The 23,481-nt window shown below is 35.0% G+C and carries 23 protein-coding genes and 1 riboswitch; of the genes, 13 read left to right on the forward strand and 10 right to left on the reverse strand.

Going from position 1 to position 23,481, the window contains the following annotated elements; genetic code table 11:
- Nucleotides 1-41: 41 nt before the first annotated feature.
- Nucleotides 42-779, reverse strand: a complete 738-nt coding sequence (locus HMPREF3029_RS05210; RefSeq protein ID WP_070710076.1) for a YebC/PmpR family DNA-binding transcriptional regulator — start codon at nucleotides 777-779, stop codon at nucleotides 42-44.
- Between the two features lie 119 nt (nucleotides 780-898).
- On the opposite strand from HMPREF3029_RS05210, the gene menE reads away from it, so the two are divergent.
- A complete protein-coding gene (gene menE / locus HMPREF3029_RS05215; RefSeq protein ID WP_070710077.1) occupies nucleotides 899-2,290 on the forward strand; it encodes an o-succinylbenzoate--CoA ligase in 1,392 nt (463 codons plus the stop codon).
- Here menE and yidD read toward each other — a convergent pair.
- Nucleotides 2,274-2,498, reverse strand: coding sequence for a membrane protein insertion efficiency factor YidD (yidD, locus tag HMPREF3029_RS05220; protein WP_070710078.1), 225 nt, complete (start codon nucleotides 2,496-2,498; stop codon nucleotides 2,274-2,276). The two genes, menE and yidD, sit on opposite strands and share 17 nt — an antisense overlap.
- A gap of 69 nt (nucleotides 2,499-2,567) precedes the next feature.
- On the opposite strand from yidD, the gene HMPREF3029_RS05225 reads away from it, so the two are divergent.
- Nucleotides 2,568-3,014 (forward strand): NUDIX domain-containing protein, encoded by a 447-nt coding sequence (locus HMPREF3029_RS05225; RefSeq protein WP_070710079.1) that lies wholly within the window; start codon nucleotides 2,568-2,570, stop codon nucleotides 3,012-3,014.
- Between the two features lie 35 nt (nucleotides 3,015-3,049).
- Here HMPREF3029_RS05225 and pckA read toward each other — a convergent pair whose 3' ends face one another.
- Complete coding sequence (gene pckA / locus HMPREF3029_RS05230) at nucleotides 3,050-4,624, reverse strand: phosphoenolpyruvate carboxykinase (ATP) (protein WP_070710080.1); 1,575 nt, start codon at nucleotides 4,622-4,624, stop codon at nucleotides 3,050-3,052.
- Nucleotides 4,625-4,760: 136 nt separating this feature from the next.
- A riboswitch (SAM riboswitch) is annotated at nucleotides 4,761-4,872 on the forward strand.
- An 83-nt stretch (nucleotides 4,873-4,955) separates the two neighbouring features.
- On the opposite strand from pckA, the gene metK reads away from it, so the two are divergent.
- Nucleotides 4,956-6,131: a methionine adenosyltransferase gene (gene metK / locus HMPREF3029_RS05235; protein WP_068130728.1), complete on the forward strand. Its 1,176-nt coding sequence runs from the start codon at nucleotides 4,956-4,958 to the stop codon at nucleotides 6,129-6,131.
- 90 nt (nucleotides 6,132-6,221) lie between these two features.
- On the forward strand, nucleotides 6,222-7,130 hold the full coding sequence (locus tag HMPREF3029_RS05240) for a nuclease-related domain-containing protein (RefSeq protein ID WP_070456920.1): 909 nt from the start codon (nucleotides 6,222-6,224) through the stop codon (nucleotides 7,128-7,130).
- 40 nt (nucleotides 7,131-7,170) lie between these two features.
- Here the strand turns inward: HMPREF3029_RS05240 and HMPREF3029_RS05245 are convergent, their stop codons facing one another.
- Genes HMPREF3029_RS05245 through HMPREF3029_RS05260 form a run of 4 tightly spaced genes read right to left on the reverse strand, consistent with a single transcriptional unit; the run spans nucleotide 7,171 to nucleotide 9,473 of the window.
- Nucleotides 7,171-7,518: a fluoride efflux transporter FluC gene (locus HMPREF3029_RS05245; RefSeq protein WP_068130734.1), complete on the reverse strand. Its 348-nt coding sequence runs from the start codon at nucleotides 7,516-7,518 to the stop codon at nucleotides 7,171-7,173.
- Nucleotides 7,511-7,885: a fluoride efflux transporter FluC gene (locus HMPREF3029_RS05250; RefSeq protein WP_070710081.1), complete on the reverse strand. Its 375-nt coding sequence runs from the start codon at nucleotides 7,883-7,885 to the stop codon at nucleotides 7,511-7,513. Before HMPREF3029_RS05250 ends, HMPREF3029_RS05245 begins: the two co-directional genes overlap by 8 nt.
- A 51-nt stretch (nucleotides 7,886-7,936) precedes the next feature.
- Nucleotides 7,937-8,926 carry a proline dehydrogenase family protein gene (locus HMPREF3029_RS05255; RefSeq protein WP_070710082.1) on the reverse strand — a complete coding sequence of 330 codons (990 nt, stop codon included), beginning with the start codon at nucleotides 8,924-8,926 and terminating at the stop codon, nucleotides 7,937-7,939.
- Nucleotides 8,927-8,969: 43 nt separating this feature from the next.
- On the reverse strand, nucleotides 8,970-9,473 hold the full coding sequence (locus HMPREF3029_RS05260) for a gamma carbonic anhydrase (protein ID WP_070710083.1): 504 nt from the start codon (nucleotides 9,471-9,473) through the stop codon (nucleotides 8,970-8,972).
- Nucleotides 9,474-9,545: 72 nt separating this feature from the next.
- Between HMPREF3029_RS05260 and HMPREF3029_RS05265 the strand changes: the two genes are divergently transcribed.
- Nucleotides 9,546-10,346 carry an alpha/beta hydrolase gene (locus HMPREF3029_RS05265; RefSeq protein WP_070710084.1) on the forward strand — a complete coding sequence of 267 codons (801 nt, stop codon included), beginning with the start codon at nucleotides 9,546-9,548 and terminating at the stop codon, nucleotides 10,344-10,346.
- Here HMPREF3029_RS05265 and HMPREF3029_RS05270 read toward each other — a convergent pair.
- Nucleotides 10,336-10,902 (reverse strand): tRNA 5-(aminomethyl)-2-thiouridylate-methyltransferase MnmM, encoded by a 567-nt coding sequence (locus tag HMPREF3029_RS05270; protein WP_070622831.1) that lies wholly within the window; start codon nucleotides 10,900-10,902, stop codon nucleotides 10,336-10,338. The two genes, HMPREF3029_RS05265 and HMPREF3029_RS05270, sit on opposite strands and share 11 nt — an antisense overlap.
- A gap of 313 nt (nucleotides 10,903-11,215) precedes the next feature.
- Between HMPREF3029_RS05270 and leuS the strand changes: the two genes are divergently transcribed.
- The gene (gene leuS, locus HMPREF3029_RS05275) at nucleotides 11,216-13,624 is read left to right on the forward strand and encodes a leucine--tRNA ligase (RefSeq protein WP_070710085.1); all 2,409 of its coding nucleotides are present in this window, start codon (nucleotides 11,216-11,218) and stop codon (nucleotides 13,622-13,624) included.
- Between the two features lie 306 nt (nucleotides 13,625-13,930).
- On the opposite strand, the gene HMPREF3029_RS05280 is transcribed toward leuS, so the two are convergent.
- Both HMPREF3029_RS05280 and HMPREF3029_RS05285 read right to left on the reverse strand, forming a co-directional pair.
- Nucleotides 13,931-14,599, reverse strand: coding sequence for a hypothetical protein (locus HMPREF3029_RS05280; RefSeq protein WP_070710086.1), 669 nt, complete (start codon nucleotides 14,597-14,599; stop codon nucleotides 13,931-13,933).
- Between the two features lie 12 nt (nucleotides 14,600-14,611).
- Nucleotides 14,612-15,871: a BaiN/RdsA family NAD(P)/FAD-dependent oxidoreductase gene (locus HMPREF3029_RS05285; RefSeq protein ID WP_068130759.1), complete on the reverse strand. Its 1,260-nt coding sequence runs from the start codon at nucleotides 15,869-15,871 to the stop codon at nucleotides 14,612-14,614.
- Between the two features lie 80 nt (nucleotides 15,872-15,951).
- Between HMPREF3029_RS05285 and HMPREF3029_RS05290 the strand changes: the two genes are divergently transcribed.
- From HMPREF3029_RS05290 to trmB, 7 genes are all read left to right on the forward strand, one after another.
- Complete coding sequence (locus tag HMPREF3029_RS05290; RefSeq protein WP_070710087.1) at nucleotides 15,952-17,589, forward strand: putative polysaccharide biosynthesis protein; 1,638 nt, start codon at nucleotides 15,952-15,954, stop codon at nucleotides 17,587-17,589.
- Nucleotides 17,586-18,281 carry a pseudouridine synthase gene (locus HMPREF3029_RS05295; RefSeq protein WP_070622826.1) on the forward strand — a complete coding sequence of 232 codons (696 nt, stop codon included), beginning with the start codon at nucleotides 17,586-17,588 and terminating at the stop codon, nucleotides 18,279-18,281. The genes HMPREF3029_RS05290 and HMPREF3029_RS05295 overlap by 4 nt, the downstream gene beginning before the upstream one ends.
- Nucleotides 18,282-18,359: 78 nt before the next feature.
- Nucleotides 18,360-19,145, forward strand: a complete 786-nt coding sequence (locus HMPREF3029_RS09235) for a hypothetical protein (RefSeq protein ID WP_070710088.1) — start codon at nucleotides 18,360-18,362, stop codon at nucleotides 19,143-19,145.
- Nucleotides 19,146-19,866: 721 nt separating this feature from the next.
- Complete coding sequence (locus HMPREF3029_RS05305) at nucleotides 19,867-20,250, forward strand: hypothetical protein (RefSeq protein WP_180953402.1); 384 nt, start codon at nucleotides 19,867-19,869, stop codon at nucleotides 20,248-20,250.
- A gap of 89 nt (nucleotides 20,251-20,339) precedes the next feature.
- Entirely contained in the window at nucleotides 20,340-21,749 is a 1,410-nt protein-coding gene (gene pepV / locus HMPREF3029_RS05310) for a dipeptidase PepV (protein ID WP_070710089.1), read from the forward strand.
- Between the two features lie 310 nt (nucleotides 21,750-22,059).
- Entirely contained in the window at nucleotides 22,060-22,851 is a 792-nt protein-coding gene (locus HMPREF3029_RS05315) for a phosphotransferase family protein (protein WP_040928500.1), read from the forward strand.
- An 11-nt stretch (nucleotides 22,852-22,862) separates the two neighbouring features.
- A partial coding sequence (gene trmB, locus HMPREF3029_RS05320; protein WP_070710090.1) for a tRNA (guanosine(46)-N7)-methyltransferase TrmB occupies nucleotides 22,863-23,481 on the forward strand: 619 nt, incomplete at its 3' end.

Consider the following 23,481-nt stretch of genomic DNA (forward strand, 5'->3'; position numbering starts at 1 on the left):
AAATTCCACTTAAGCTACTAAACTTAAGTGGAATTTCTATTTTATTCTTCACTTGCACGTACTGCGTTATGATGGATGTCAGTTACGTCGTCATCATCATCGAGCGCGTCGAGTATGTTTTCTAAAATTTCATAGTCTTCATCGCTTAATGCGACTGTATTCATCGGAATCATCGTTAATTCACTTTGTGCTAACGTGTATCCTTTTTCTTCTAAATGGTCTCTCACTTGTGCGAAGTCTGCTTGTTCAGTGAAGATTTCAAATACTTCATCGCTCGTTTCTAACTCTTCAGCACCTGCTTCAAGCACTTCTAATAACATTGTTTCTTCATCGTCTTCTGTCGTACTACGTTCGATTACAATATATCCTTTACGTTCAAACATATAACTTACAGAACCCGCTTCACCGATGTTTCCACCGTTTTTATTGTATGCGATACGTACGTTTGTGTTTGTTCGGTTACGGTTATCTGTTAATGCTTCTGCTAAAATACCGACACCACTTGGGCCGTATCCTTCATACATTACTGGATCGTAGTTTTCACCAGAGCCAGATGATGTTGCTTTGTCGATTGCACGTGTAATGTTGTCTTTAGGCATATTTTCTGAACGTGCACGGTCCATAGCTAAACGTAGTGCTGGATTCGTATCTGGATCTCCGCCACCTTGTTTTGCTGCCATATAAATTTCACGCGATAACTTTTGGAAGATTTTACCGCGTTTTTTATCTTGGGCACCTTTACGTTGTTTAATGTTATTCCATTTTGAATGGCCTGCCATAATTTCGTCTCCCTCGTTGTTTTCTTAATTATAATTTATCATTTTTTCTAATGATTGTCTAAATGATACGAGTCACTTTAAAGATTTGATATAATAGGATAGTTAAAGGAGTGTTTATATTGAATCACTGGCTTCACCGTAATTCAAAAAATTATCCGGAAAAGATCGCGGTCATTTACGAAGACTTACATTTAACTTATAAACAATTACAAGATAAAGTACACGATCTCTCTCAAAGAATTCCTAACATTAAAAGAGTTGGGTTATTTATAGATAACAGTGTAGATAGTGCGATTTTAATACATAGTTTAATTGAGCGTCATATCGAAATCGTCATGGTGAACACACGTCTTTCATCTGAAGAAATTAACAATCAACTAATGGACGTTAATGTCGATACAATTTTTTCAACGATTGACTCAGACGTTTTAAATAAAGTGAACGTAAACGTCATCTACTATAGAGAAATCATACAGCACGATAAAGCATCATATGAAGAGGTTGAAGCAAATGATGATGATATATTATCAATCATGTTTACGAGTGGGACGACAGGACGACCGAAAGCCGTGACTCAAACGTATTTAAACCATTATGCGTCTCATATAAATGCGATGAATGGGTTAAATTATGATGAGAATAGTACATGGCTCATGGTCAATCCGATATTTCACATCTCGGGCTTTTCGATATTAATGCGTGCAGTAATTTCAGGGTGTACGTTAATTATCCATAATAGATTCGATTCTAAACACGTTTTAAATGATATTGAACGCTATAAAGTGACACATACGTCATTTGTACCGATTATGTTATCTCGGATTATGAACGACAAAATGATTCATAGCACGGATTTATCTCGCTTAAAAGCGATTTTAATGGGTGGAGCAAATACGACACCTAAATTACTAAACGAGGCACTTCAATTTAAATTACCGGTATTTAATAGTTTTGGTATGACAGAAACGTGTTCTCAAATTGTTATTGTATCCTATGATGATGACAATATATTAACGGGTACGGTAGGTAAAACCAATGAAAATATCCGTGTCAATGAGAATAATGAGTTGCTCGTTAAAGGTGAAAATGTCACGAGTGGATATTTAAATGCTGAAATGATTACAGAAGATGGCTTTTTTAATACTGGAGATATCGCCGAAGTTAAAGGTGGATATTTATATATATTAGATCGTAGAGATGATTTAATTATTAGTGGTGGAGAAAATATTTATCCAAAAGAAATCGAAGATATCGTCTTACAATATACAGATTTAAAAACGTGTGTTGTTGTTAAAAAAGAAGATGAAGAGTGGGGACAAGTTCCTGTTTTACTCATTGAGGAAAATATTGATGAGAGAGCACTCATCAATATTTTTAACACACATTTAGCACGTTATAAGCATCCAAAAGAAATTATAGTCGTTAAAGAAATAAAATATACGCCATCTGGTAAAATTTCTAGAAAATTAAACCGAGAGGCGTATATCACAACATCTACTTCTTCTTTTTAGGAGGGACAGGGTCAAATCCACCTTTATGAAGCGGATGACATTTTAAAATACGGCGAATAGCTAAATAACTCCCTTTAAATGCACCGTGTTCTTCCACCGCTTCAATCGCATATTGAGAACACGTCGGGTAAAATCGACATGATGGGGGAGACATAGGTGAAATATACCGCTGATAAAAGCGAATCATTTGTAAGATTATTTTTTTCATGTGCACCATCTTTTCTTATTAAATTTAATATAACAGAATAGCAACTTTAATTTCAATTGAGGTGAGCAGATGAAGCAGTTTATAGATGACAATGGTAATGTAGTAGAGTTGTTTTTTGATGAATCAATTGAAGCGACACATTGTCTTGCAATTCCAATTTATAATAATAAATATGTCTTTACTCGACATAAAACACGTGGTATTGAATTCCCAGGAGGAAAAGTAGAAGCGGGTGAAACGATTATAGAAGCGTTAAAACGGGAAGTATTTGAAGAGACTGGGGGAGTCGTTAAAACTGTCGAGTATCTCGGGACGTATAAAGTTCACGAAACAACACCGTTTTATAAAGCGGTCTATCGTGTAGAGTTATCTGATATAGAAGAAAAAAGTGACTATTTAGAAACGAAAGGTCCGATATTGTTTCACTCCGTTGAAGAAATAAAAGAAACCGATAAAAGTCGATTACTTAAAGATGATTGTATAATGTATCTATATAGAAAAACGCACATTGATTAAATAATCAATGTGCGTTTTATATTATGATGCGGAGTTTAGAATCCGCCTTTTTCAGCGATTTCTTTTACATCATCACCGAATTTTTTGAAGTTTTCTTTAAATGAGTCAATCAGTTGACCAGCTACTTTGTCGTAAGCATCTTTATCTGCCCATGTTTTTCTAGGGTTTAATACGTCGCTAGGAACGCCTTCGATTTCAGTTGGAATTTGTAAACCGAACGTTTCATCAGTAACAAACTCATGGTTTTTAAGTTCACCTTCAACAGCGTCTGAAACCATTTTACGAGTGTATTTTAAGTTCATACGTTCACCAACACCGTATTCTCCACCAGTCCAACCAGTGTTTACAAGATAAACTGAAACGTCGTGTTCATCGATTAATTCACCGAGTCTATCTGCATATACTGATGCATGTAATGGTAAGAATGGTGCACCGAAGCACGTTGAGAATACTGGTTCAGGAGATGTTACTCCGCGTTCAGTTCCTGCGAGTTTCGATGTGAATCCACTTAAGAAGTGGTACATTGCTTGTTCTTTTGTTAATTTCGCAATTGGAGGGAGTACTCCGAAAGCGTCAGCTGTTAAGAATACGATCGTCTTCGCGTGACCAGCTTTTGATGGTAATACCGCATTGTCGATGTGTTTAATTGGGTACGCTGCACGTGTATTTTCAGTTAGAGAATTATCATCGTAGTCTGGATCTCTTTCATCGTCTAAAATAACGTTCTCTAATACACTTCCGAATTTAATTGCACGGTAAATTTCAGGTTCTTTCTCTTCAGATAAGTTTATTGCTTTTGCGTAACAACCGCCTTCGATGTTAAATACACCGTGTTCGTTCCATCCGTGCTCATCGTCACCGATTAAACCACGTTCTGGATCTGCTGAAAGTGTTGTTTTACCAGTACCAGATAATCCAAAGAATAACGCTACATCATCATTTTCACCGACGTTTGCTGAACAGTGCATGCTTAAAATACCTTTTTGAGGAAGTAGGTAGTTCATTACAGAGAAGATAGATTTTTTCATCTCTCCAGCGTATTCAGTTCCACCGATTAAAACGATTTGTTTTTCAAAGTTAACTAAAATAAATGTCTCAGAGTTCGTACCATCTACAGATGGGTCTGCTTTAAATGATGGTGCAGAAACAATTGTAAAGTCAGGTGTAATGTTTAAACCTTCTTCTTTTGTTTCTGGATCGATAAATAAAGCTTTTACGAATAAATTATGCCATGCGAATTCGTTTACGACACGAATGTTTAAACGTGAATCCGTATCTGCACCTGCATATCCGTTAAATACGTATAATTCATCTTTACTATCTAAGTGATCTAACACTTTGTCGAGTAGTGCATCAAACACTTCACCACTAATTGGTTGGTTTACTTCTCCCCAATCTACAGTGTCTCTTGTCACATCGTCTTCAACGATGAAGCGGTCTTTAGGGCTACGACCTGTATATTTACCAGTAGTTGCAGTGAATGCACCGTTCGATGCAATTTTACCTTCTTTTCTTCTAGATGCGGCTTCTACAAGCTCTGCACGTGATAATTGATTGTTTGTTGAATCTTTTTGTACAAGTGCTTCGATTCTTTTCACAGAGTTTGACATTATATAAATTTCCTCCAAATTTTGTTTATCATCTAATATTTTAATACAAGATACTAAAAGATTCCACCGAATCGCGATATGTTTTAAAAGTACTTGATAATTTCATTGATGTTGTGTATTCTAGTAAACAAGTTATCTCTTATCAAGAGTCGGTGGAGGGAATACCCCCTGTGAAGCCCAGCAACCCCTTCTAACGTAGAAGAATGGTGCTAAAGGTTGCAGAAATAATGATTTCTGAACGATAAGAGAAAAGGGTGGCCTTTTCTCTATGTGTGAGAAAAGGCTTTTTTTATCGAAAGAGATAGCTAATATATTTTAAGGAGAAAATATAATGGAACGTAGATTATTTACGTCAGAGTCTGTAACAGAAGGTCATCCAGATAAAGTTGCAGACCAAATTTCAGATGCGATTTTAGACGAGATTATTAAAGACGATAAAGATGCACGTGTTGCATGTGAGACTGTTGTAAACACTGGTCTTGCAATGATCGTTGGAGAAATTTCAACGTCTACGTACGTCGACATTCCTAAAATCGTTAGAAACACGGTACAAGAAATTGGTTATACGAATGCTGAATACGGATATGATTATAAAACGATGTCTGTATTAACAGGAATTGATGAGCAGTCAGTCGATATTGCTCAAGGAGTTGATGGAGAAGGGGATAACGAATCAAAAGAGAGCGGAACTACTGGAGCAGGTGACCAAGGTTTAATGTTTGGTTACGCGACAGACGAAACTGAGGAATTTATGCCACTTCCAATTACTTTAGCGCATAAACTCGCGCGTCGTCTAACAGAAGTACGTAAAACGCATGTTTTAGACTACCTTCGACCAGATGGAAAAACTCAAGTCACTGTCGAATACGATGAAAATAATCAGCCGTTACGTGTAGATACAATCGTCTTATCCACACAACACGATGAAAAAGTCGCACATAGTGAAATTAAAGAAGATATTAAGCGTGAAGTTATCGATTATGTTATTGATGAAAATCTCATCGACGAGGATACTCGGATGATCATTAACCCGACAGGTCGATTCGTTATCGGTGGACCACATGGAGATGCAGGATTAACTGGACGTAAGATTATTGTCGATACTTACGGTGGTTATGCACGACATGGTGGGGGAGCATTTAGTGGAAAAGATCCAACTAAAGTAGATAGATCTGCAGCTTATGCAGCGCGTTACATTGCTAAAAATATCGTTGCAAGTGGTTTATCTAAACAGTGTGAAATTCAGTTATCATATGCGATTGGTGTTGCTGAACCTGTCTCGATTTCAGTAAATACATTTGGAACAGGTAAAATCGAAGATTCAAAAATTGCAGCCGCAGTACGCAATGAATTTACGTTAACTCCAGATGGTATTATTGAAATGTTAGATTTACAGCGTCCGATTTATAAACAAACAGCAAGTTACGGACACTTCGGTCGTCACGATATCGACGTCCCATGGGAAGCACTCGATAAAGTAGATACTTTAAAATCATATCTTAATTAGTAAAACAGCTCATCATGAGCTGTTTTAATTTTATTTCTATTTAAATTATTGGTATAATTAACAAAGTTAATTGAAAGGAAAGTGAGTTTTATGTCAACAGAAATACTAACAGAGCCTCTATTTATTATCGTTGCAGCTTTGTTACTTATAGTTATTATTTCATTTTTAATTTACTACGTGAAACATCGTAACGAAGTTGAAGAAAATGAAAGATTATATAAAAAGAAAGAAGAAACACTCATCGAAAGCTATGTTAAAAATCAAGAAGATGAACGCATGGCACATAAAAAAGAAGTGTCTCACTTAAATGAAAAATATTTAGAAGATACAACACTTTTAAACAATAAATTATCAAGTATCCAACAATTTACTGTTGATAAAGGTGAATATTTAACAGATTTAGCACTATTAAACTTTAAAAATAAACTCGTCACAGAAGAGAGAATTCGCGAGTCTGATATGTACATTCTGTCGAATATTTATTTACCATCTAGAAATTATACGAACACGCGTAAGATTGATCACTTAGTATTAACGCGCACAGGTATTTATTTAATCGATTCAAAATATTGGAGCGGACATATTTTACATGGTGTGACTGAAGAACAGTACGATGAGATTCCTTATTTAGAAGGGATTTTCCAACTGTTAAACTTAGATCCAAACAAAGAACAAACGTTAATATTTGAAAAAGAAAACGATGAAAAAGTGGCTGTAAATTATTACAACAACACGATCGAAGATACTGAGATGACAGCTGAAAAACTGAGAAACGTATTAAAATTACAGTTTGACGTCGTACCTATTATTTACTTTAACCCGAAAGATAACGGTGGTCATACGATTATGAACTACGCAACAGATAGCAATGCGAAAGTAATCGTAGGAACAGAACAACTTGAAGACTACTTCAATAAACACGTCTTCCAAGGTCGTTTCCAATATACAGTAAAAGATTTAGATGAAATCGCAGAATCACTAATGCGACTAAATCCTTAATTGAAAAACTCACGAAAGTGTAATACTTCCGTGAGTTTTTTTAATTTAAAATATTGATTGATAATGCGACAAAAAATGCACACAACGTAAGTGAAAACATTATTAGTGTGTATAGGAAAAGTTTGATATATTGTTTCTCTTTGAACAATTCGTATTGATCTTTTGTAAAAGCAGAATATGTCGTAAAACCGCCTAAAAATCCAACCATCATTAAATCATAATACTCTCCATTAATAAACTGACTACGAATTATTGTGCCTGCTAAAAATGCGCCGAGAATATTGACAATTAGTGTGCCATATAATGATTTAGGCATATGTATAGATATCATGTCTCTAACGACAGCGCCAATTCCAGAAAGTAAAATAATTATCAGTAATTTAAACATGGCGCTCACCAACTAACTGTTGCACTTTTATTCCGATTAAAAACATCACGAAACCAAATGTCATTGCACATAATAAATAGATATAAAACGAGAGGACATTATACTCTAAAGTCATTGTAAGATGTACAGTCAATGTAGAAAACGTCGTAAATGATCCGAGGAATCCAGTTATAAATATTGATGCATAAAGAGTATCATTAAAACGATTGTATACGAGTCCGAGTAAAAATGGACCGACTAAATTGACGGTGATTGTAGAAATCATAAAGAAACTGTCAAAATATTGAAGGGTAGTATCAATACTAAATCGACAGAGTCCGCCTAATGTACCACCTAGAAATACTAAAAACATTCTTTTTTTATTCATAAAATTCACCTAATAAATAAAGGATACGGAAGATCCGTATCCTTTATTATATTATTTTTTGAATAATTTTGTTACTGCGATTCCAGCACCGACTGCCGCAGCAGCTGCAGCACCGACTTTGAACTTTTTATTTGTCGTTACTGATTTAACGAGCAAGTTTAAGTTTTGAGGGCGTTCTGCAAGACGTCTCATGAAGTATGCGTACCAGTCGTTACCGTATGGTACGTAAACTGTCATGTTGTAGCCTTCTTCAACTAATTCGAGTTGATAATCGTTTCTAAATCCGTATAACATTTGGAATTCAAATGAATCGTGTGAAATGTCATTCGCTTCAACGAAATCAATCACGCGGTTAATAATGTTATGGTCATGCGTTGCAATCGAAGTGAAACCTTTACCGTGAGTTAAGTGATATTTAATTAAATCAAAGTAGTTGTTGTCAATATCATTCTTACTTTGGTATGCGATACTTGGATCTTCTTTGTAAGCACCTTTAACTAAGCGCGTACGGTTATCCTTGTACTTTTCAGCGTCTTCCATACTATCAAATAAGTATGCTTGTAACACTGTACCGACATTGTCGTAATCTTTTAATAACTCATCTAAAACAAAAAACGTTTTTTCTTTAGAAGCGTAGTTCTCCATGTCGATATTTACGAACATGTTATCTGCTTTTTTAGCAGCTTCCATAATTTCACGCATGTTTTGTAAGATGAAGTCATCTCCAAGGTTTAAACCAAGTTGTGTTAATTTAACTGAAAAATGTGCATCTAAGTGATTTTTATGAATCGCATCAATCATGTCGAGAATTAGATTTTTTTCTATTTCTGCTTGAGCACGATCTTCAATAAATTCACCAAGGTTATCAACTGTAATAGATAAGCCTTTTTGGTTTAGTTGACGGATTTTTTCAACAGTGTCGTCTGTTTTTGTTCCTCCGACAACGTGTTGAGCACCAAAACGTAATCCCATTTTCTTCGTTGCATCGTTTACTGGTTTAATTTGAGATAAACCAATAAAAAAGTCGCGTAAAACTGCCATTAAAAATTCCTCCAAAATGTATAAAATATAAAAATAATAAGAACTACCCTTTGTAATGCGGAATATGATTGACATATGTTGCGTTAATACGTGTCATTTCTTGTATGTCTTCATCCGTTAATTGTCGAATCACTTTTGCTGGTCGGCCGAATGCTAGGCTATTCGGTGGTATTTCAGTATTTGAAGTAACGAGTGAACCTGCACCAATAAATGCGTTCTCACCAATTACTGCACCGTCTAATATCGTTGAGTCCATACCGACTAACGCACCACTTCTAACTGTACAACTGTGTAACGTCACTCTGTGCCCAATTGTGACATTGTCTTCTATAGTGAGTGGCATATTAGGAGACTGATGAAGGACCGATTGATCTTGGATATTTGTATAATCTCCAATTTTGACTGGCGCAACGTCACCTCGTATTACCGCACCAAACCAAACAGAACAGTGTGCACCGATTTCAACATCACCGATTATTGTAGCATTCTGAGCAATAAAAGTGCTATCATGAATTTTTGGAACGTGTTCTTTATAGTTTAATATCATTATAAACGCGTCCTTTAACTTTGTTATAATTATATAATATCAAATTTTTTACAATATGTAAGGAGGAAAATTATGTGGAAATGGGAAATTGAAAATAAAGCAAAAGGAACTATTGTAATATTACATGACATGATTGAACACCATGAGTATTACATCGATCTAATTTCAAAATTTAATAGTATTGGCTACCATGTGTTAATGGGAGATTTACCAGGCCAAGGTCAAACGACACGTATGAATAAAGGACATGTCGAAGATTTTAAACAATATATCGAACGTCTCACAGAATGGGTAGATGTAGCCAATCGATATGAACTACCAGTAATCGTTGTCGGACAAGGTTTAGGTGGACTCATATTAGCTGAAGCATTAAAAGAAGAGTCGATACAAATTGATGGTGCTATATTTTTAAATCCATTATTTACGTTTAAACAGTCGTTTATAAACCGTAAAAATCTACTAAAATCCTCAATTCGCTTATCGAGAGACGAATCGAAATTTAAACTTGGTGTCGATTTGTCGAGTTTTACATCAGATAACAAATGGTTAGAGCGTTATTCTAAAGACGAACTACTTACTGAAGAAGTGAGTTATCATTGGTATAGCTTAATCAACGAACGTATGAATAATATAGAAAATGATATGGATTTAATTCATGTAGATGTACTATGTATCCATTCAAATGAGAATGACATCATTGATGTGGACCGAAATGTAAATATCATAAAAAAAGTGGACAATGGTTATTTAAAAATCGTCCGACTGAATAATATAGAACACGGTATTTTCCAAAGAGAAAATATAAGCGTGCCGTTTTATCATCTCGAACGATTTTTAGATGATATTCAACATCGCATCGGATTCATGGGCTAGATCGTCTTCTTTCAATGACTAAAATAAAAGGTGCATCATTTATTTGATTGATGAAACGATACATTAAAACGTTAAAAAAGTGTTGGTCGAGTTTTTCTGCATATGATAAGACTGCGCGTTTTTCATCTTTTCCATTTTCATGGCCATGGTAAATCGTAATAATAATACGACCGCCGACGGATAACTTTGATAGTATTGCTTCGATAGCAGTGATTGTTGAATGAGAAAGTGTCGTAATTGTTTTGTTAGCTTTCGGTAAAAAACCTAAGTTAAACATGGCGACGTCGATATGTTTGTCGACATACTGTAAAACATTCTCATGGCTATCATGAATGAGAGTGAGCTGTTCTAGATTTTTATGATGGGCGATTTTTTCTTTCGTCGATTCAATCGCTTCACTTTGTATATCGAATGCGTATACTTTACCTTTTGAAATATGGTCTAGTAAAAATGAAGTGTCATTTCCATTGCCACATGTCGCATCTACCGCGATCGAGTGAGGGTGAAGTATATCATAAGCGAACTGTTTACTTTGATCTAAAACTCTATTTAGCATAACGGCCTCCAAAATATTACTTAATATATTATAGCCTAATATATAGATTTTAAGATGTCGTTTTATTTAGAAAAGAAGTTTGCAAAAAATAATTAAACGAATTATAATAACTTTAGGAAATAGTAGTAAACGTATGACTTTTAGAGAGTTAGTGGCTGGTGAAAACTAACGTCAAAAATTTACGAACTCGTCCATTAATTACAACTAAAATTCTAAATGAAGTTGCACAATGATGTGAATGCGGGTGGTACCGCGGTCTAATAGATCGTCCCAATGTCTTTTGACATTGGGATTTTTATATAGGAGGAAGAAAATGTCATTTAATCATCGTAAAATTGAAAAAAAGTGGCAAGATTATTGGCTAGAAAACAAAACATTTAAAACGGACACGAGCGATTTTAGTAAAGAGAAATATTATGTGCTAGATATGTTCCCGTACCCTTCAGGTTCTGGGCTTCACGTCGGTCACCCAAAAGGGTATACAGCGACTGATATTTTAGCGCGCTATAAGCGTATGAATGGATATAACGTACTTCATCCGATGGGGTGGGATGCGTTCGGATTACCAGCTGAACAGTACGCAATAGATACAGGAAACGATATTCATGAGTTTAACAATAAGAATATCGATAACTTCCGTCGTCAAATTCAAGAGCTCGGTTTCTCATATGACTGGGACCGTGAAGTAAACACGACAGATCCGCATTATTACAAATGGACACAGTGGATTTTCATCAAACTATATGAAAAAGGACTCGCGTATGTTGATGAAGTGCCTGTAAACTGGTGTCCAGCACTTGGTACAGTACTTGCGAACGAAGAAGTCATCGACGGATTATCTGAACGTGGTGGACACCCAGTAATTCGTAAACCGATGCGTCAATGGGTCTTAAAAATTACAGAGTATGCAGATCGTTTACTCGAAGATTTAGACGATTTAGATTGGCCTGAATCATTAAAAGATATGCAGCGAAACTGGATTGGCCGTTCTGAAGGTGCACACGTGACGTTTAATGTTAAAGACACTGAAGAAACATTTACAGTATTTACGACACGTCCAGATACGTTATTTGGTTCGACGTATGCAGTGCTTGCACCAGAGCATGATTTAGTTCAAAAAATTACGACAGATGATCAAAAATCTGTTGTCGAAGAGTATGTTGAAAAAGCATCTCATAAATCAGATCTAGAACGTACAGAACTTCAAAAAGATAAAACAGGTGTATTTACTGGAAGCTATGCTGTGAATCCATTTAGTGGCGAATCGATGCCAATTTTCATAGCAGATTATGTACTTGCGTCGTACGGAACAGGTGCGATTATGGCGGTTCCTGGACATGACGAAAGAGACTATGAATTTGCTAAAAAGTTTGACTTAGATATTAAACGTGTTGTAGATAGTGACGAAGAACTCCCGTTTACTGGTGACGGAAAACACGTAAACTCTCAATTTTTAGACGGATTAAATAACGAAGACGCGATTCAAAAAGCAATCGAACAGTTAGAAGAATTAAAAGTAGGGGAAGCAAAAGTAACGTACAAATTACGTGACTGGCTATTCTCTAGACAACGTTACTGGGGAGAGCCAATTCCTATTATCCACTGGGAAGATGGAACTTCAACTGCAGTACCGGAAAGTGAATTACCATTAGAACTTCCAAAAATGGACGAAATCAAGCCTTCCGGAACAGGTGAATCACCACTTGCTAACAATGAAGAGTGGCTAACTGTAGTTCGTGAAGATGGTGTTAAAGGTCGTCGTGAAACGAACACGATGCCACAGTGGGCAGGGTCTTGCTGGTATTACATTCGTTACATTGATCCAACGAACGATGAGTTAATTGCAGATCCAGAAAAATTAAAACATTGGCTCTCTGTTGACTTATACGTTGGTGGAGCTGAACACGCTGTGCTTCACTTACTATATGCAAGATTCTGGCATAAGTTTTTATATGACATTGGTGTTGTTCCAACAAAAGAACCATTCCAACAATTATTTAACCAAGGAATGATCCTCGGTGAAGGTAACGAAAAAATGTCTAAATCAAAAGGTAACGTCGTAAACCCAGATGACATTACAAGAAGCCACGGAGCAGACACTTTACGTCTATATGAAATGTTTATGGGGCCGTTAGACGCCTCAGTAGAATGGACAACGACAGGTGTAGACGGCGCGAGACGATTTTTAGACCGCGTATGGAGATTATTAATTGACGAGGACAACAATGTAAAAGAAACGGTTGTCGATAAAGAAACGCCTAAACTCGATAAAGTGTACAACGAATCAGTTAAAAAAGTGACAGAAGACTATGATAATATGCATTTTAATACGGCAATATCTCAAATGATGGTATTCGTAAATGAAGCGTATAAAGTCGATGAAGTGTCACTAGATTATGCGAAAGGTCTCGTAAAACTATTATCACCAATCGCACCACACATCTCTGAAGAGTTATGGGAAAAACTTGGTGAAACAGATACAATTACGTACGCAGAGTGGCCAACATTTGACGAGTCAAAGCTTGTCGAAGATGAAGTCGAAGTACTCGTACAAGTACTCGGAAAACCAAAAGCACGTATTATGATGGATCCAACATTAAGTAAAGAACAAGTAGAAGAGATTGCATTAAACGATGAAAAGGTAAAAGAAGCAATTGAAGGTAAAACGGTTCGAAAAGTGATCGTCGTACCTGGAAAACTTGTAAATATAGTGGCGAATTAAAATAGTTCGTTATTAAAATATAAACTGCGTCTACGATTTTTATCGTGACGCAGTTTTTTTCTTTTTAAATTTTATTCTCCAAAATAATTATGAAGGCAGGGCTAAATTTTTCTAACTAAAAACCTTTTAAAATATACGATACCGATAAACAAAGCAGTCATCATGAGAAAGGGGAGTAGTGTTGTCAACATAGTATCACTCCTAATAATTATGTAATCACTTTCATTATACTGCATCATTAAGTAAAAGAAAATAATTTTTAGCATAAACTAAAAAACCTCATACAATGATGAGGTTTTGCTAAAGTTAATCTTCTTTGATTTCAGCATTAAGCATTTGTTGTTTTAATGATTGATCATAGAAAGCGAGACTGTATTGAGCATAACTTGTAATGAATGGATTTTCGAGTTCTGTATACACAAATAGCTGTTCGATGACACTCGTCGTTAAATGATTTAGTGCTTCGGTACGGAATTTTTTATTTAACACTTTAGATAAAATTAAAATGTTGCTTTTTATGAGGTGATCGAGCACCTTCACTAGACCATCGTAATACTCATTATGATCAAAAGGTAATGCTTTAATGATATGTGTTTCTCTTTCAACATACTCATCTAATGAGCGTAGTACTTTTTCATGAATATCTTTTTGTGCATCTGTGTAGTTATATGTGCCAAATTTATCGGGTGTCGATCTGAAAAGCGCATGCATTGCGTAATAGTCATCTAACGGTATCTCTTCATTATCTTCATTGATACGATATGAAACGACTTGTTCGTAACTCATCGCAAGAAGCATATGTTCCACATGGTTTTGAATGAGTTTATTTAAATGCTCTGGTTGAATCGTTTTATTTTTAACGATTGAAGATTCGAGAAACTTTAAGCGTCCCATCGTTTCTTTCATGAGTGGTAATATATGTTGTTCTCTATATTCAAGAGATGAATAATTTGGTGATTTTTTTAATTCTTTCATTGTATACCTTCCCTAATTTGTATTTTGCCCAGCGTGCTGTCCTGCGACGTATCCAGTAACTAATGCACTTGTGATGTTATACCCTCCAGTATATCCATGGATATCTAATACTTCGCCAGCAAAGTGTAAACCTTTTATTATTTTACTTTCCATTGTTTTTGGGTCAATCTCTTTTAAGTGGACACCGCCACCTGTGACAAACGACTTTTCTATCGGTTGTGTACCGGTGACTTTAAATTGAAATGATTTTAAAAAATTTAAAATTTTGTTTTTAGATTCGTTATCAAAATTATGTCCAGTCATCGTTTTATCTAACTTTAAATGATTAAACATAAAATCGACATATCTATTTTCGATAAATTGTTTTAATACGTTATGAACGGCTTTATCTTTATTTGCTTTGACATCAATTTCAATTTTTTGTCGTAAGTCATGACTCGAAAACTCTGGAAAATAATCTAGTTCCATCATAACAGTTTCTGTCTTCTGTTTTTCAAGTTCTTTAATTACAAATTGACTACAACGTAACGCTGCAGGTCCAGTAATTCCAAAATGAGCAAATAACATATCCATTTGATGAGAAATTCTTGGTTTCCCGTTTTTCTTTAAAACTGATAGTTTAACGTTTTTTAAACTTAAACCTTTTAAGTCTCCAGATTTTATAAAAGGTTCGTTACTTAAAATTGGCACTTCTGTTGGAAATAGGTTTGTCACTGAGTGCCCAAGATTTTTAGCGAATTTAAATCCATCTCCGGTAGATCCAGTGTGCGGTACACTTTTACCGCCAGTTGTAATGATAATATTATGACTTTTAATTGTCTTGCCGTCTGTTAATTTAACACCTGTGATTGAAGCATTATCATGAAGAATCTCCTTCACTTCGGTATTTAATAATATTTCGACGTGTTGATTGTCTAAACAATTTAAAAACACTTGTAAGACATCTTTAGCTTTATTTGAAACAGGAAACATTCTTCCGTGATCTTCTTCTTTTAATTTGACGCCGTGCGACTCTATAAATTGTATGATTGATTGGTTATCAAATATAGAAAACGGCCCGTATAAAAACTTACCGTTACCTGGTATGTTTTGAATTATCTCTTCGTACGGTAGGTTATTCGTCACGTTGCATCTACCGCCACCAGAAATCAGAAGTTTTTTACCGAGCTGCTTATTTTTTTCGATGAGTAAGACTTTTTGCTTGTTTTCACTTGCAGCGACAGCGGCCATTATACCGGATACTCCGCCACCGATAATTATCGTATCGTACATCGTGTTTCACCTCAATTGATTTAAAAAAACGAATGAATCTATTATAATATAGCTTAATGATTATGTAAGAAGGTTTTTAAATGTCAAATTCAAATCAAAAAATGTTTAGAAGTACGCTGTTCTTGTCTTCAGCGAGTCTAATTACACAATTTTTAGGAATGATTTATATCATTCCATTTTATAGCATCATGGGTGGAGAAGAAAATCTAGCACTATACGGATATGCTTATACACCTTATACTATCATGCTTTCAATCGCATCCGCAGGTGTGCCAGGTGCTGTTTCAAAATTCGTTGCAAAGTATAATTCTCTCGGTGCATTTCAAACGACGCAAAAACTCTATCGTTCGAGTCTTGTCGTTATGTTAGTATCTGGGTTGATTTGCTTTATGGTACTGTATTTACTCGCACCTGTCATTGCTGATATTCAGCTCGCGGCATCTTCAGATGGTGAGCACGTATGGGGACACGATGAAATTACAAATATTATTCGTGTCGTCGCATTTGCAGTAATCGTCGTTCCATTTATGGCGACGTGGCGCGGTGTCTTCCAAGGGTTTGAATCATTTGGTCCAACAAGTGTTTCATCAGTTGTAGAACAAGTTGTACGTATCACAATCGTTTTAGTCGGATCATACGTTGTGATTCGTGTGATGGGTGGAACGATTCAACAGGGGAACCAAATCGCTGTATTTGCAGCTTTTGTCGCAGCAATAGGTGCGATAATTACACTAGCAGTATTTTGGTTTAAACGTAAAAAATTGATTGAAGCTTCTCTTAAAGAAGATAAGACTGGTATTACATTATCTTATAAAGAAATGTATAAAGAGATTATTTTATCTGGTATTCCATTTGTAGTTATCGGTATTACATTTCCAATGATGATGTTTATTGACCAATTGACACATAATAACGCACTGGCAATTGTAGGGGTACCGTCAAACGTGCAAGATGCATGGTTTGGAATGTTAAATATTACGACTCAAAAACTCGTTATGATTCCAGTCAGTTTAGCTGTGTCGTTTTCAATTACGATCTTGCCGTTTATAACGAAAAGTTTTCAACAAAAGAAGTTTAACGAACTCGAGCATCAAGTAAGTACGATGTTGTTACTTCAACTGACATTAGTCGTACCCGCAGCAGTCGGTATGATGATTATGGCAGTGCCGTTATATACATCATTTTATAGTTTTAGTGAAATGGGTATTAAAATTTTAACGATTTATGCGCCAGTTTGTATTGTGATTTCTGTATTTAGTATGACAGCATCTATCGTCCAGGGAATAGAGAAGCAAAAGTTTAATGTGCTTGTAGTGTTACTCGTCTTAGTCATTAAAGCAGCGCTAAACTTCCCATTAATTATGTACTTCCACACTGTTGGTGCAGTTATTTCAACACTCATTGCGCTATTTTGTGGAGTGATGTTCAATTTCTTTATCATTAAAAAGTATGGAAAATTTAGTTTTAGAAAAATATTAACACCGATGTTAGAAATCGTTCTATACAGTTTAATTATGCTTCTAGCTGTAGAAATCGTTTATGGATTATTTGTTTTATCATTAGATATTACAATAAGAAGAAATGCGATTGTAACTCTCGCGACGTGTGTCATTGTCGGAGCGTTCATTTATTTAGTGGTCATATTTAAATCCGGTCTGGCGGACAGAGTACTTGGTGAACGTGCAAATAAGATTCGAAGTAAGGTGAGATTCTTATGAGACTCGATAAATATTTAGCGCATGCAAATTTTGGTTCTAGAAAAGAAGTCGGAGAATTGATCAAAAGTGGTCGTGTAACTGTAGGGGGAAAAACCGTTAAAGACAGAAAATTAAAAGTAAAAGTCGAAGATGAAGTTAGAGTCGATGGCTTTACAGTTGTATTAGAAGAATATATGTACTTTATGTTAAACAAGCCACAAAATGTGATTTCAGCGACTGAAAGCTTTGAGCATGAGACTGTTATTGATTTAATCGATCATTCTCAGTATCGTGAATTATTTCCAGTTGGTCGTCTCGATATCGATACGACAGGACTACTCATCATCACAAACGATGGTAAGTTAAGTCATCAATTGCTGAGTCCGAAAAAAGAAGTATTTAAGACATACTATTGTAAACTTAAACATGATGTATCAAAGTCAGATATTACTTTTTTAGAAACAGGTATACCGTTAAAAGACTTCACGACAAAACCTGCCAAAGTTGAAGTCATCGAAGAGGATGAAGTTCTTTTATCAATTTCAGAAGGTAAATTTCACCAAGTGAAGCGAATGTTTAAATATTTAAATAACGAAGTACTCGAGTTAAAACGAGTCAAGTTTGGAAATCTAGTATTAGATGAGACACTTGAAGCGGGCGAATATCGACGCTTAACAGAAGATGAATTAACGGATTTAAAAAAATTAATTTAAAAAAGGTTTATAAAAAACACCATCGGGTATGTAATAGATAGTTGAGAAACTAATTACAACGAAGAGGTGTTTTTTATTATGAAGAAATTATTAAAGAGAGTGTTACAGTTAGCAGCAGTTGTTGGTGTAGGTTACGCAGTTAAAAAATTAGCAGATAACGAAGAAGTGGTAAAACGTGAAATAGAAAAAGCAAAAGAAGATCCAAAAGGATATGCTAAAAACGTTCAAGATTCGGCGAGTGGCAAAGTCGATGAACTTGCTGAAAAGGCAAAAGGCACTGTCGACAAAGTTAAAAATGAAGCAGTAGACTTCCAAAACAAAGCTTCAAAAGACTTAAATGAGTTAAAAGACAACGCGAAAGATGTTAAAAATCAAGTGGCAGATAAAGTAGAAGACGTAAAATCACAAGTCAACGAAAAAGTTGAAGATGTGAAAGTTAAAGCTGAAGACGCGAAAGACAAAGCTCAAGATAAAGCTGAAGAAGTGAAATCTAAAGCTGAAGATAAAGTCGATGAAGCTAAAGACAAAGCAGAAGACGTGAAAGAAGACGTCGAATCAAAAAAAAAGGAAGTTAAAGAAAAAGTAGAAGATAAAAAGGACGAAGTGTACACAACTCCGGATTCTACAGCTGAAAAGAGCACGAAAGGTTCTAAAGCAGTTCTTGCAGACGAAGGCGGATTAGCTGCAAATGAAGTTAAGAAAGAGCAACAAAAAGCCAAAAATGAAAAATCAGTAAAGAATACTGAAAAACAATTTGATAAATACGACAAGAAGCAAGGCAACAAAAAGGACTATGAAGTTGTGGATGAAGAAGGTAAATTCGATAGTAACCACAACGTGCACATCGTAAAAGAAGATAAGTAATCAGACACACCCTAAAACAAATGTTTTAGGGTGTTTTTTATCTTAAAATGCGTTGTGTTATGAGGAAAGTCGATAAATTGAGCTAGAATGATGTTGTATTTTACAAAAATGAATGACTATGGTTGAAATCTGTTAGATATAATAGGATATTTAACAAAAATCGGATCGAAGACCCGAAATATGTTAGATAAAAAATTATAATTAACAAAAATTGAGGCACAGGACCTAAATTTGTTAGATAAATCGATATATCTAACAAAATCCAAATTTTTTTGTTAATTATATTTTGGATAAAGTGTTTTATATCTGTTTAAGAGTAAAATTGCTTTTAATGATAACCGTAATAATAACTAAATAGCTGGCTCTTCATCCTTATTTACAAAAATAGACTTTGAAAATGAAAAAGTGTTAAATATATTAGGATATTTAACAAAAATCGGATCACATGCGCGAAATATGTTAGATAAAAAATTATAATTAACAAAAATTGAGGCACAGGACCTAAATTTGTTAGATAAATCGATATATCTAACAAAATCTAAATTTTTTTGTTAATTATATCCATAATAAGATGAACTAATACACTTTAAAGGTTATAACTCAACGATCCAACGCCAATCTAGCACTGCCCTCATCCAATTTACAAAAATCCAATTCATATTGCGTTCATATTCACTATGTATAGTTTGAAATAAAGGTAAAACAACATTTGGAGGCAATTATGAAGAGTTATAGTAAAACGTTATTAAGATTTTCTGCAGCTTTTGGACTGATGGGTGCATTTATGGGTGCACATATGGCGGGCTCTGGTGGTTATGAACTTCGACCGATCCACGCACATATTTTAGTCGTCGGATGGCTAAGTTTATTTTCTTTCGCGATGTATTATAGAGTATTTCATCAAAAAGAAAGTTTCCTTGCGAAGTTACATGTATGGACGGCAATTATTGGAACTGTTGGGTTAACACTCGGCATGTGGTTCCAATTTGTGAATCCATTTAGTTTCCCGGATACTGTATCACTCATCATTTATATTATCGGTGGATCAGTTTTATTAATTAGCTATATACTATTCTTTGTTTTAACGTTAATGAATAAAGAATAATTCTCATCCTTTAGCATGTGCTAAAGGATTTTTTATTGTGTGAGAACTTTTATTTAGTATAATAATTACAAATAGAAAGGAGTAGTTGTATGAATTTCAATGAAATTGTAAATCAGTATAAAGATAAAATACTCGAGGATTTAAACGGTCTTCTTTCAATTGAAAGTGTTCGTACAGAAGCTAAGCCGGGTGCACCTGTCGGCGAGGGACCGAAAGAAGCGTTAATGTACATGCTCTCTTTAGGTGACCGTGACGGAATGGATACGAAAGTTGTCGATAATTTAGCAGGCCATATTGAACTCGGTAGCGGTGAAAAGCTATTCGGTATTCTCGGACATGTTGACGTCGTTCCCGCTGGAACAGGTTGGGACTCTAATCCGTTTGAACCGGTGATTAAAGATGATATTATTTATGCGCGCGGTGTCCAAGACGATAAAGGACCAACTATCGCAGCTTATTACGCAATGAAGATTTTAAAAGATCTTGAAGTACCATTAAATCAGCGTGTGCGTTTAATCATAGGTACGGGCGAAGAGTCTGATTGGTTATGTACAGATGCATATTTTAAAAATGAAGAAATGCCAGATTCAGGATTTGCACCAGATGCTGAGTTTCCAGTCATTCATGGTGAAAAGGGTATTACGACGTTTGACATCGTGTTTAAAAGCGATGACGATGCGTATGGAGATATTGTACTAAATACATTCACGTCAGGTGATCGATACAATATGGTACCTGAATCAGCGACGGCGAATTTAACTGTAAAAGATGTTGAAAAATTAAAACAGTCATTTGAATCGTTTTTAGATGAGATGCAATTAAAAGGTGACTTCATTGAAGACAGCAACAAAGTAAATATTACTGTGTTCGGGAAAAGTGCACACGGTTCAACACCACTTGAAGGTAAAAACGCAGGAATAGAATTACTACGTTTCTTAAAAGTTATTCCAATCGATGCACGTGCACATAAGTTCGTGTCATTTTACGATAGATATATTGAAGATAATTATGACGGTAAATTATTTGAAATGGACTTTAACCATGACGAAATGGGTGAAACATCAGTCAACACAGGAATCATTCGTTATGATTTAAACGATAAAAGTTATTTCGGTGTGAACTTACGTTATCCAATGGGAATGGACTTTAAAGCGTCACTAAATGCACTTAAAAACGATGTAGAAGTATACGGTGTTTCAATCGAAAACGTAAATGATCAAGTGCCGCATTATGTCGAAAAAGATTCTCCGCTCGTTAAAGTGTTAACTGAAACATATCGTAAACATGTCGATGATGACACTGAACCATTCACAATCGGTGGTGGAACGTATGCGCGTGTACTAAAAAATGGTGTAGCGTACGGTGCGATGTTTAAAGATACAAAAGATACAATGCACCAAGCGAATGAGCAAATGAAAGTAGAAGAACTTTTATTAGCGACAACGATTTATTTAGAAGCACTATATGAAATTCTTGTAAACGGTAAATTAGAAAAATAATATTTATAATAGACAGACGATCGGTCTGTCTATTTTTATTAATTTTTTAAAATGTGTTAAATCAGAACGTACATTCGTTTAACAAAACTTAACTTTAATTAACAAAAAAATAACATTTATAACATTGGTCGCTTAAGCACTTATTAATTAAGATATAACAGCAGTTGGCAAAATATAGCGTCATTTTTACCTTGAATTTAGTTATAAAAGTGGATAGTATTTTAAATACAACTAATCGTGCGCTAATTAAAAAATTTACTTAGCGCTTTTTTTAATGAAACGTTTATGAAGAGAAAGTGAGGTGAACACGGTGGAGCATTTTTATCAGCTAGGGTGGACGTTAGACCCTATTGGTGGCTCGTCTAGCGATGCGTATAAGGCAGAGATTAATGGCGACAAATTCTTTTTAAAACGTAATACAAGCCCGTTTATTACGATGCTATCAGTAGAAGGAATCGTACCTAAACTCGTTTGGACAAAACGTATCGAAACAGGCGAAGTTGTTACAGCTCAACATTGGAAAAACGGTAGATGTTTAACCGATGAAGAAATGAACTCTGACCGTGTCGCTTCACTTATGCGTAAAATTCATTCATCGGATAAATTACTTAACACGCTAGAGCGTCTCGGGATGCAACCGATGTTACCAGAATTATTATTAAACAGAATCGAATCCTCACTTTCACCAAAAATTAACGCGCATAAAACAGTAAGAAAAGCGATCAAATATTTAAATAATAAAATTCCACATATCGATTCTGAATTTTGTAGAGTATGTCACGGAGATGTCAATAATCAAAACTGGTTGTTATCTGATGAAGACGAACTATTTTTAGTAGACTGGGAAGGTGCGATGATCGCCGACCCTGCAATCGATATCGGAATGATTCTATATACGTATGTCGATTTTAAAGATTGGAAAAATTGGTTATCTAAATACGGAAAATCACTCGATCATGATTTTAGACAGCGTATGAAGTGGTATACACTCATTCAATGTTTAACGATGATTCAGTGGTACGAAGACCGTAAAAGATATAAAGAAATGAACCATTGGATTATTTTTTTAAATGATATTTTAGAGAAAGATATGATGGTATAGAGGTAAGTACATTGAGAATGCGAAACAAGCCATGGGCGATGGACTATTTAACTGAAAATAGTCATATCGTCGACGTAGATGGTACATATAAAACAAAAATTAAAGAGTACTTTGGTAATGATAACGACATTCATATCGAAGTTGGTACTGGAATGGGTCAGTTTATAACGACTCTTGCAAAACAAAATCCACATATTAACTATGTCGGAATTGAAATTGAGAAAAACGTACTCATTCGTGTTTTAGAGAAAGTGTTAGAAGAGGGGCTGACAAACGTTCGTCTGCTTTTATATGATGCGAATCTATTAGACGAGTATTTTAATAAAGATGAAGTGTCTAAAATATATTTAAACTTCTCTGATCCGTGGCCTAAAAACCGTCACGAAAAGAGACGTCTCACGTATAAATCATTTTTAAAACAATATAAATCTATATTAAAAGATGATGGAGTATTGCAATTTAAAACGGATAATAGAGGTTTATTTGAATATAGTTTAGTTTCATTAAATAATTTTAAAACGGAATTTCTAGAATTAAACTTAGATTTACATGCAGATGAAGATGAGGATAACATTCGAACTGAGTATGAAGAAAAGTTCAGTCAAAAAGGATTTAATATATATAAAATAG

Origin of the sequence: Nosocomiicoccus sp. HMSC059G07 (assembly GCF_001815515.1) — a bacterium.
Lineage (GTDB): Bacteria > Bacillota > Bacilli > Staphylococcales > Salinicoccaceae > Nosocomiicoccus > Nosocomiicoccus ampullae_A.

Coding starts and splice junctions, on each gene's coding strand:
- HMPREF3029_RS05240 (WP_070456920.1), top strand. CDS start 6,222: ATGTCAACAGAAATACTAACAGAGCCTCTATTTATTATCGTTGCAGCT.
- HMPREF3029_RS05290 (WP_070710087.1), top strand. CDS start 15,952: ATGTCAAATTCAAATCAAAAAATGTTTAGAAGTACGCTGTTCTTGTCT.
- HMPREF3029_RS05295 (WP_070622826.1), top strand. CDS start 17,586: ATGAGACTCGATAAATATTTAGCGCATGCAAATTTTGGTTCTAGAAAA.
- HMPREF3029_RS05285 (WP_068130759.1), bottom strand. CDS start 15,871: ATGTACGATACGATAATTATCGGTGGCGGAGTATCCGGTATAATGGCC.
- HMPREF3029_RS05260 (WP_070710083.1), bottom strand. CDS start 9,473: ATGATATTAAACTATAAAGAACACGTTCCAAAAATTCATGATAGCACT.
- HMPREF3029_RS05250 (WP_070710081.1), bottom strand. CDS start 7,885: ATGAATAAAAAAAGAATGTTTTTAGTATTTCTAGGTGGTACATTAGGC.
- pckA (WP_070710080.1), bottom strand. CDS start 4,624: ATGTCAAACTCTGTGAAAAGAATCGAAGCACTTGTACAAAAAGATTCA.
- HMPREF3029_RS05270 (WP_070622831.1), bottom strand. CDS start 10,902: ATGCTAAATAGAGTTTTAGATCAAAGTAAACAGTTCGCTTATGATATA.
- HMPREF3029_RS05255 (WP_070710082.1), bottom strand. CDS start 8,926: ATGGCAGTTTTACGCGACTTTTTTATTGGTTTATCTCAAATTAAACCA.
- HMPREF3029_RS09235 (WP_070710088.1), top strand. CDS start 18,360: ATGAAGAAATTATTAAAGAGAGTGTTACAGTTAGCAGCAGTTGTTGGT.
- HMPREF3029_RS05280 (WP_070710086.1), bottom strand. CDS start 14,599: ATGAAAGAATTAAAAAAATCACCAAATTATTCATCTCTTGAATATAGA.
- HMPREF3029_RS05265 (WP_070710084.1), top strand. CDS start 9,546: ATGTGGAAATGGGAAATTGAAAATAAAGCAAAAGGAACTATTGTAATA.
- HMPREF3029_RS05210 (WP_070710076.1), bottom strand. CDS start 779: ATGGCAGGCCATTCAAAATGGAATAACATTAAACAACGTAAAGGTGCC.
- HMPREF3029_RS05305 (WP_180953402.1), top strand. CDS start 19,867: ATGAAGAGTTATAGTAAAACGTTATTAAGATTTTCTGCAGCTTTTGGA.
- metK (WP_068130728.1), top strand. CDS start 4,956: ATGGAACGTAGATTATTTACGTCAGAGTCTGTAACAGAAGGTCATCCA.
- HMPREF3029_RS05245 (WP_068130734.1), bottom strand. CDS start 7,518: ATGTTTAAATTACTGATAATTATTTTACTTTCTGGAATTGGCGCTGTC.
- leuS (WP_070710085.1), top strand. CDS start 11,216: ATGTCATTTAATCATCGTAAAATTGAAAAAAAGTGGCAAGATTATTGG.
- yidD (WP_070710078.1), bottom strand. CDS start 2,498: ATGAAAAAAATAATCTTACAAATGATTCGCTTTTATCAGCGGTATATT.
- HMPREF3029_RS05225 (WP_070710079.1), top strand. CDS start 2,568: ATGAAGCAGTTTATAGATGACAATGGTAATGTAGTAGAGTTGTTTTTT.
- pepV (WP_070710089.1), top strand. CDS start 20,340: ATGAATTTCAATGAAATTGTAAATCAGTATAAAGATAAAATACTCGAG.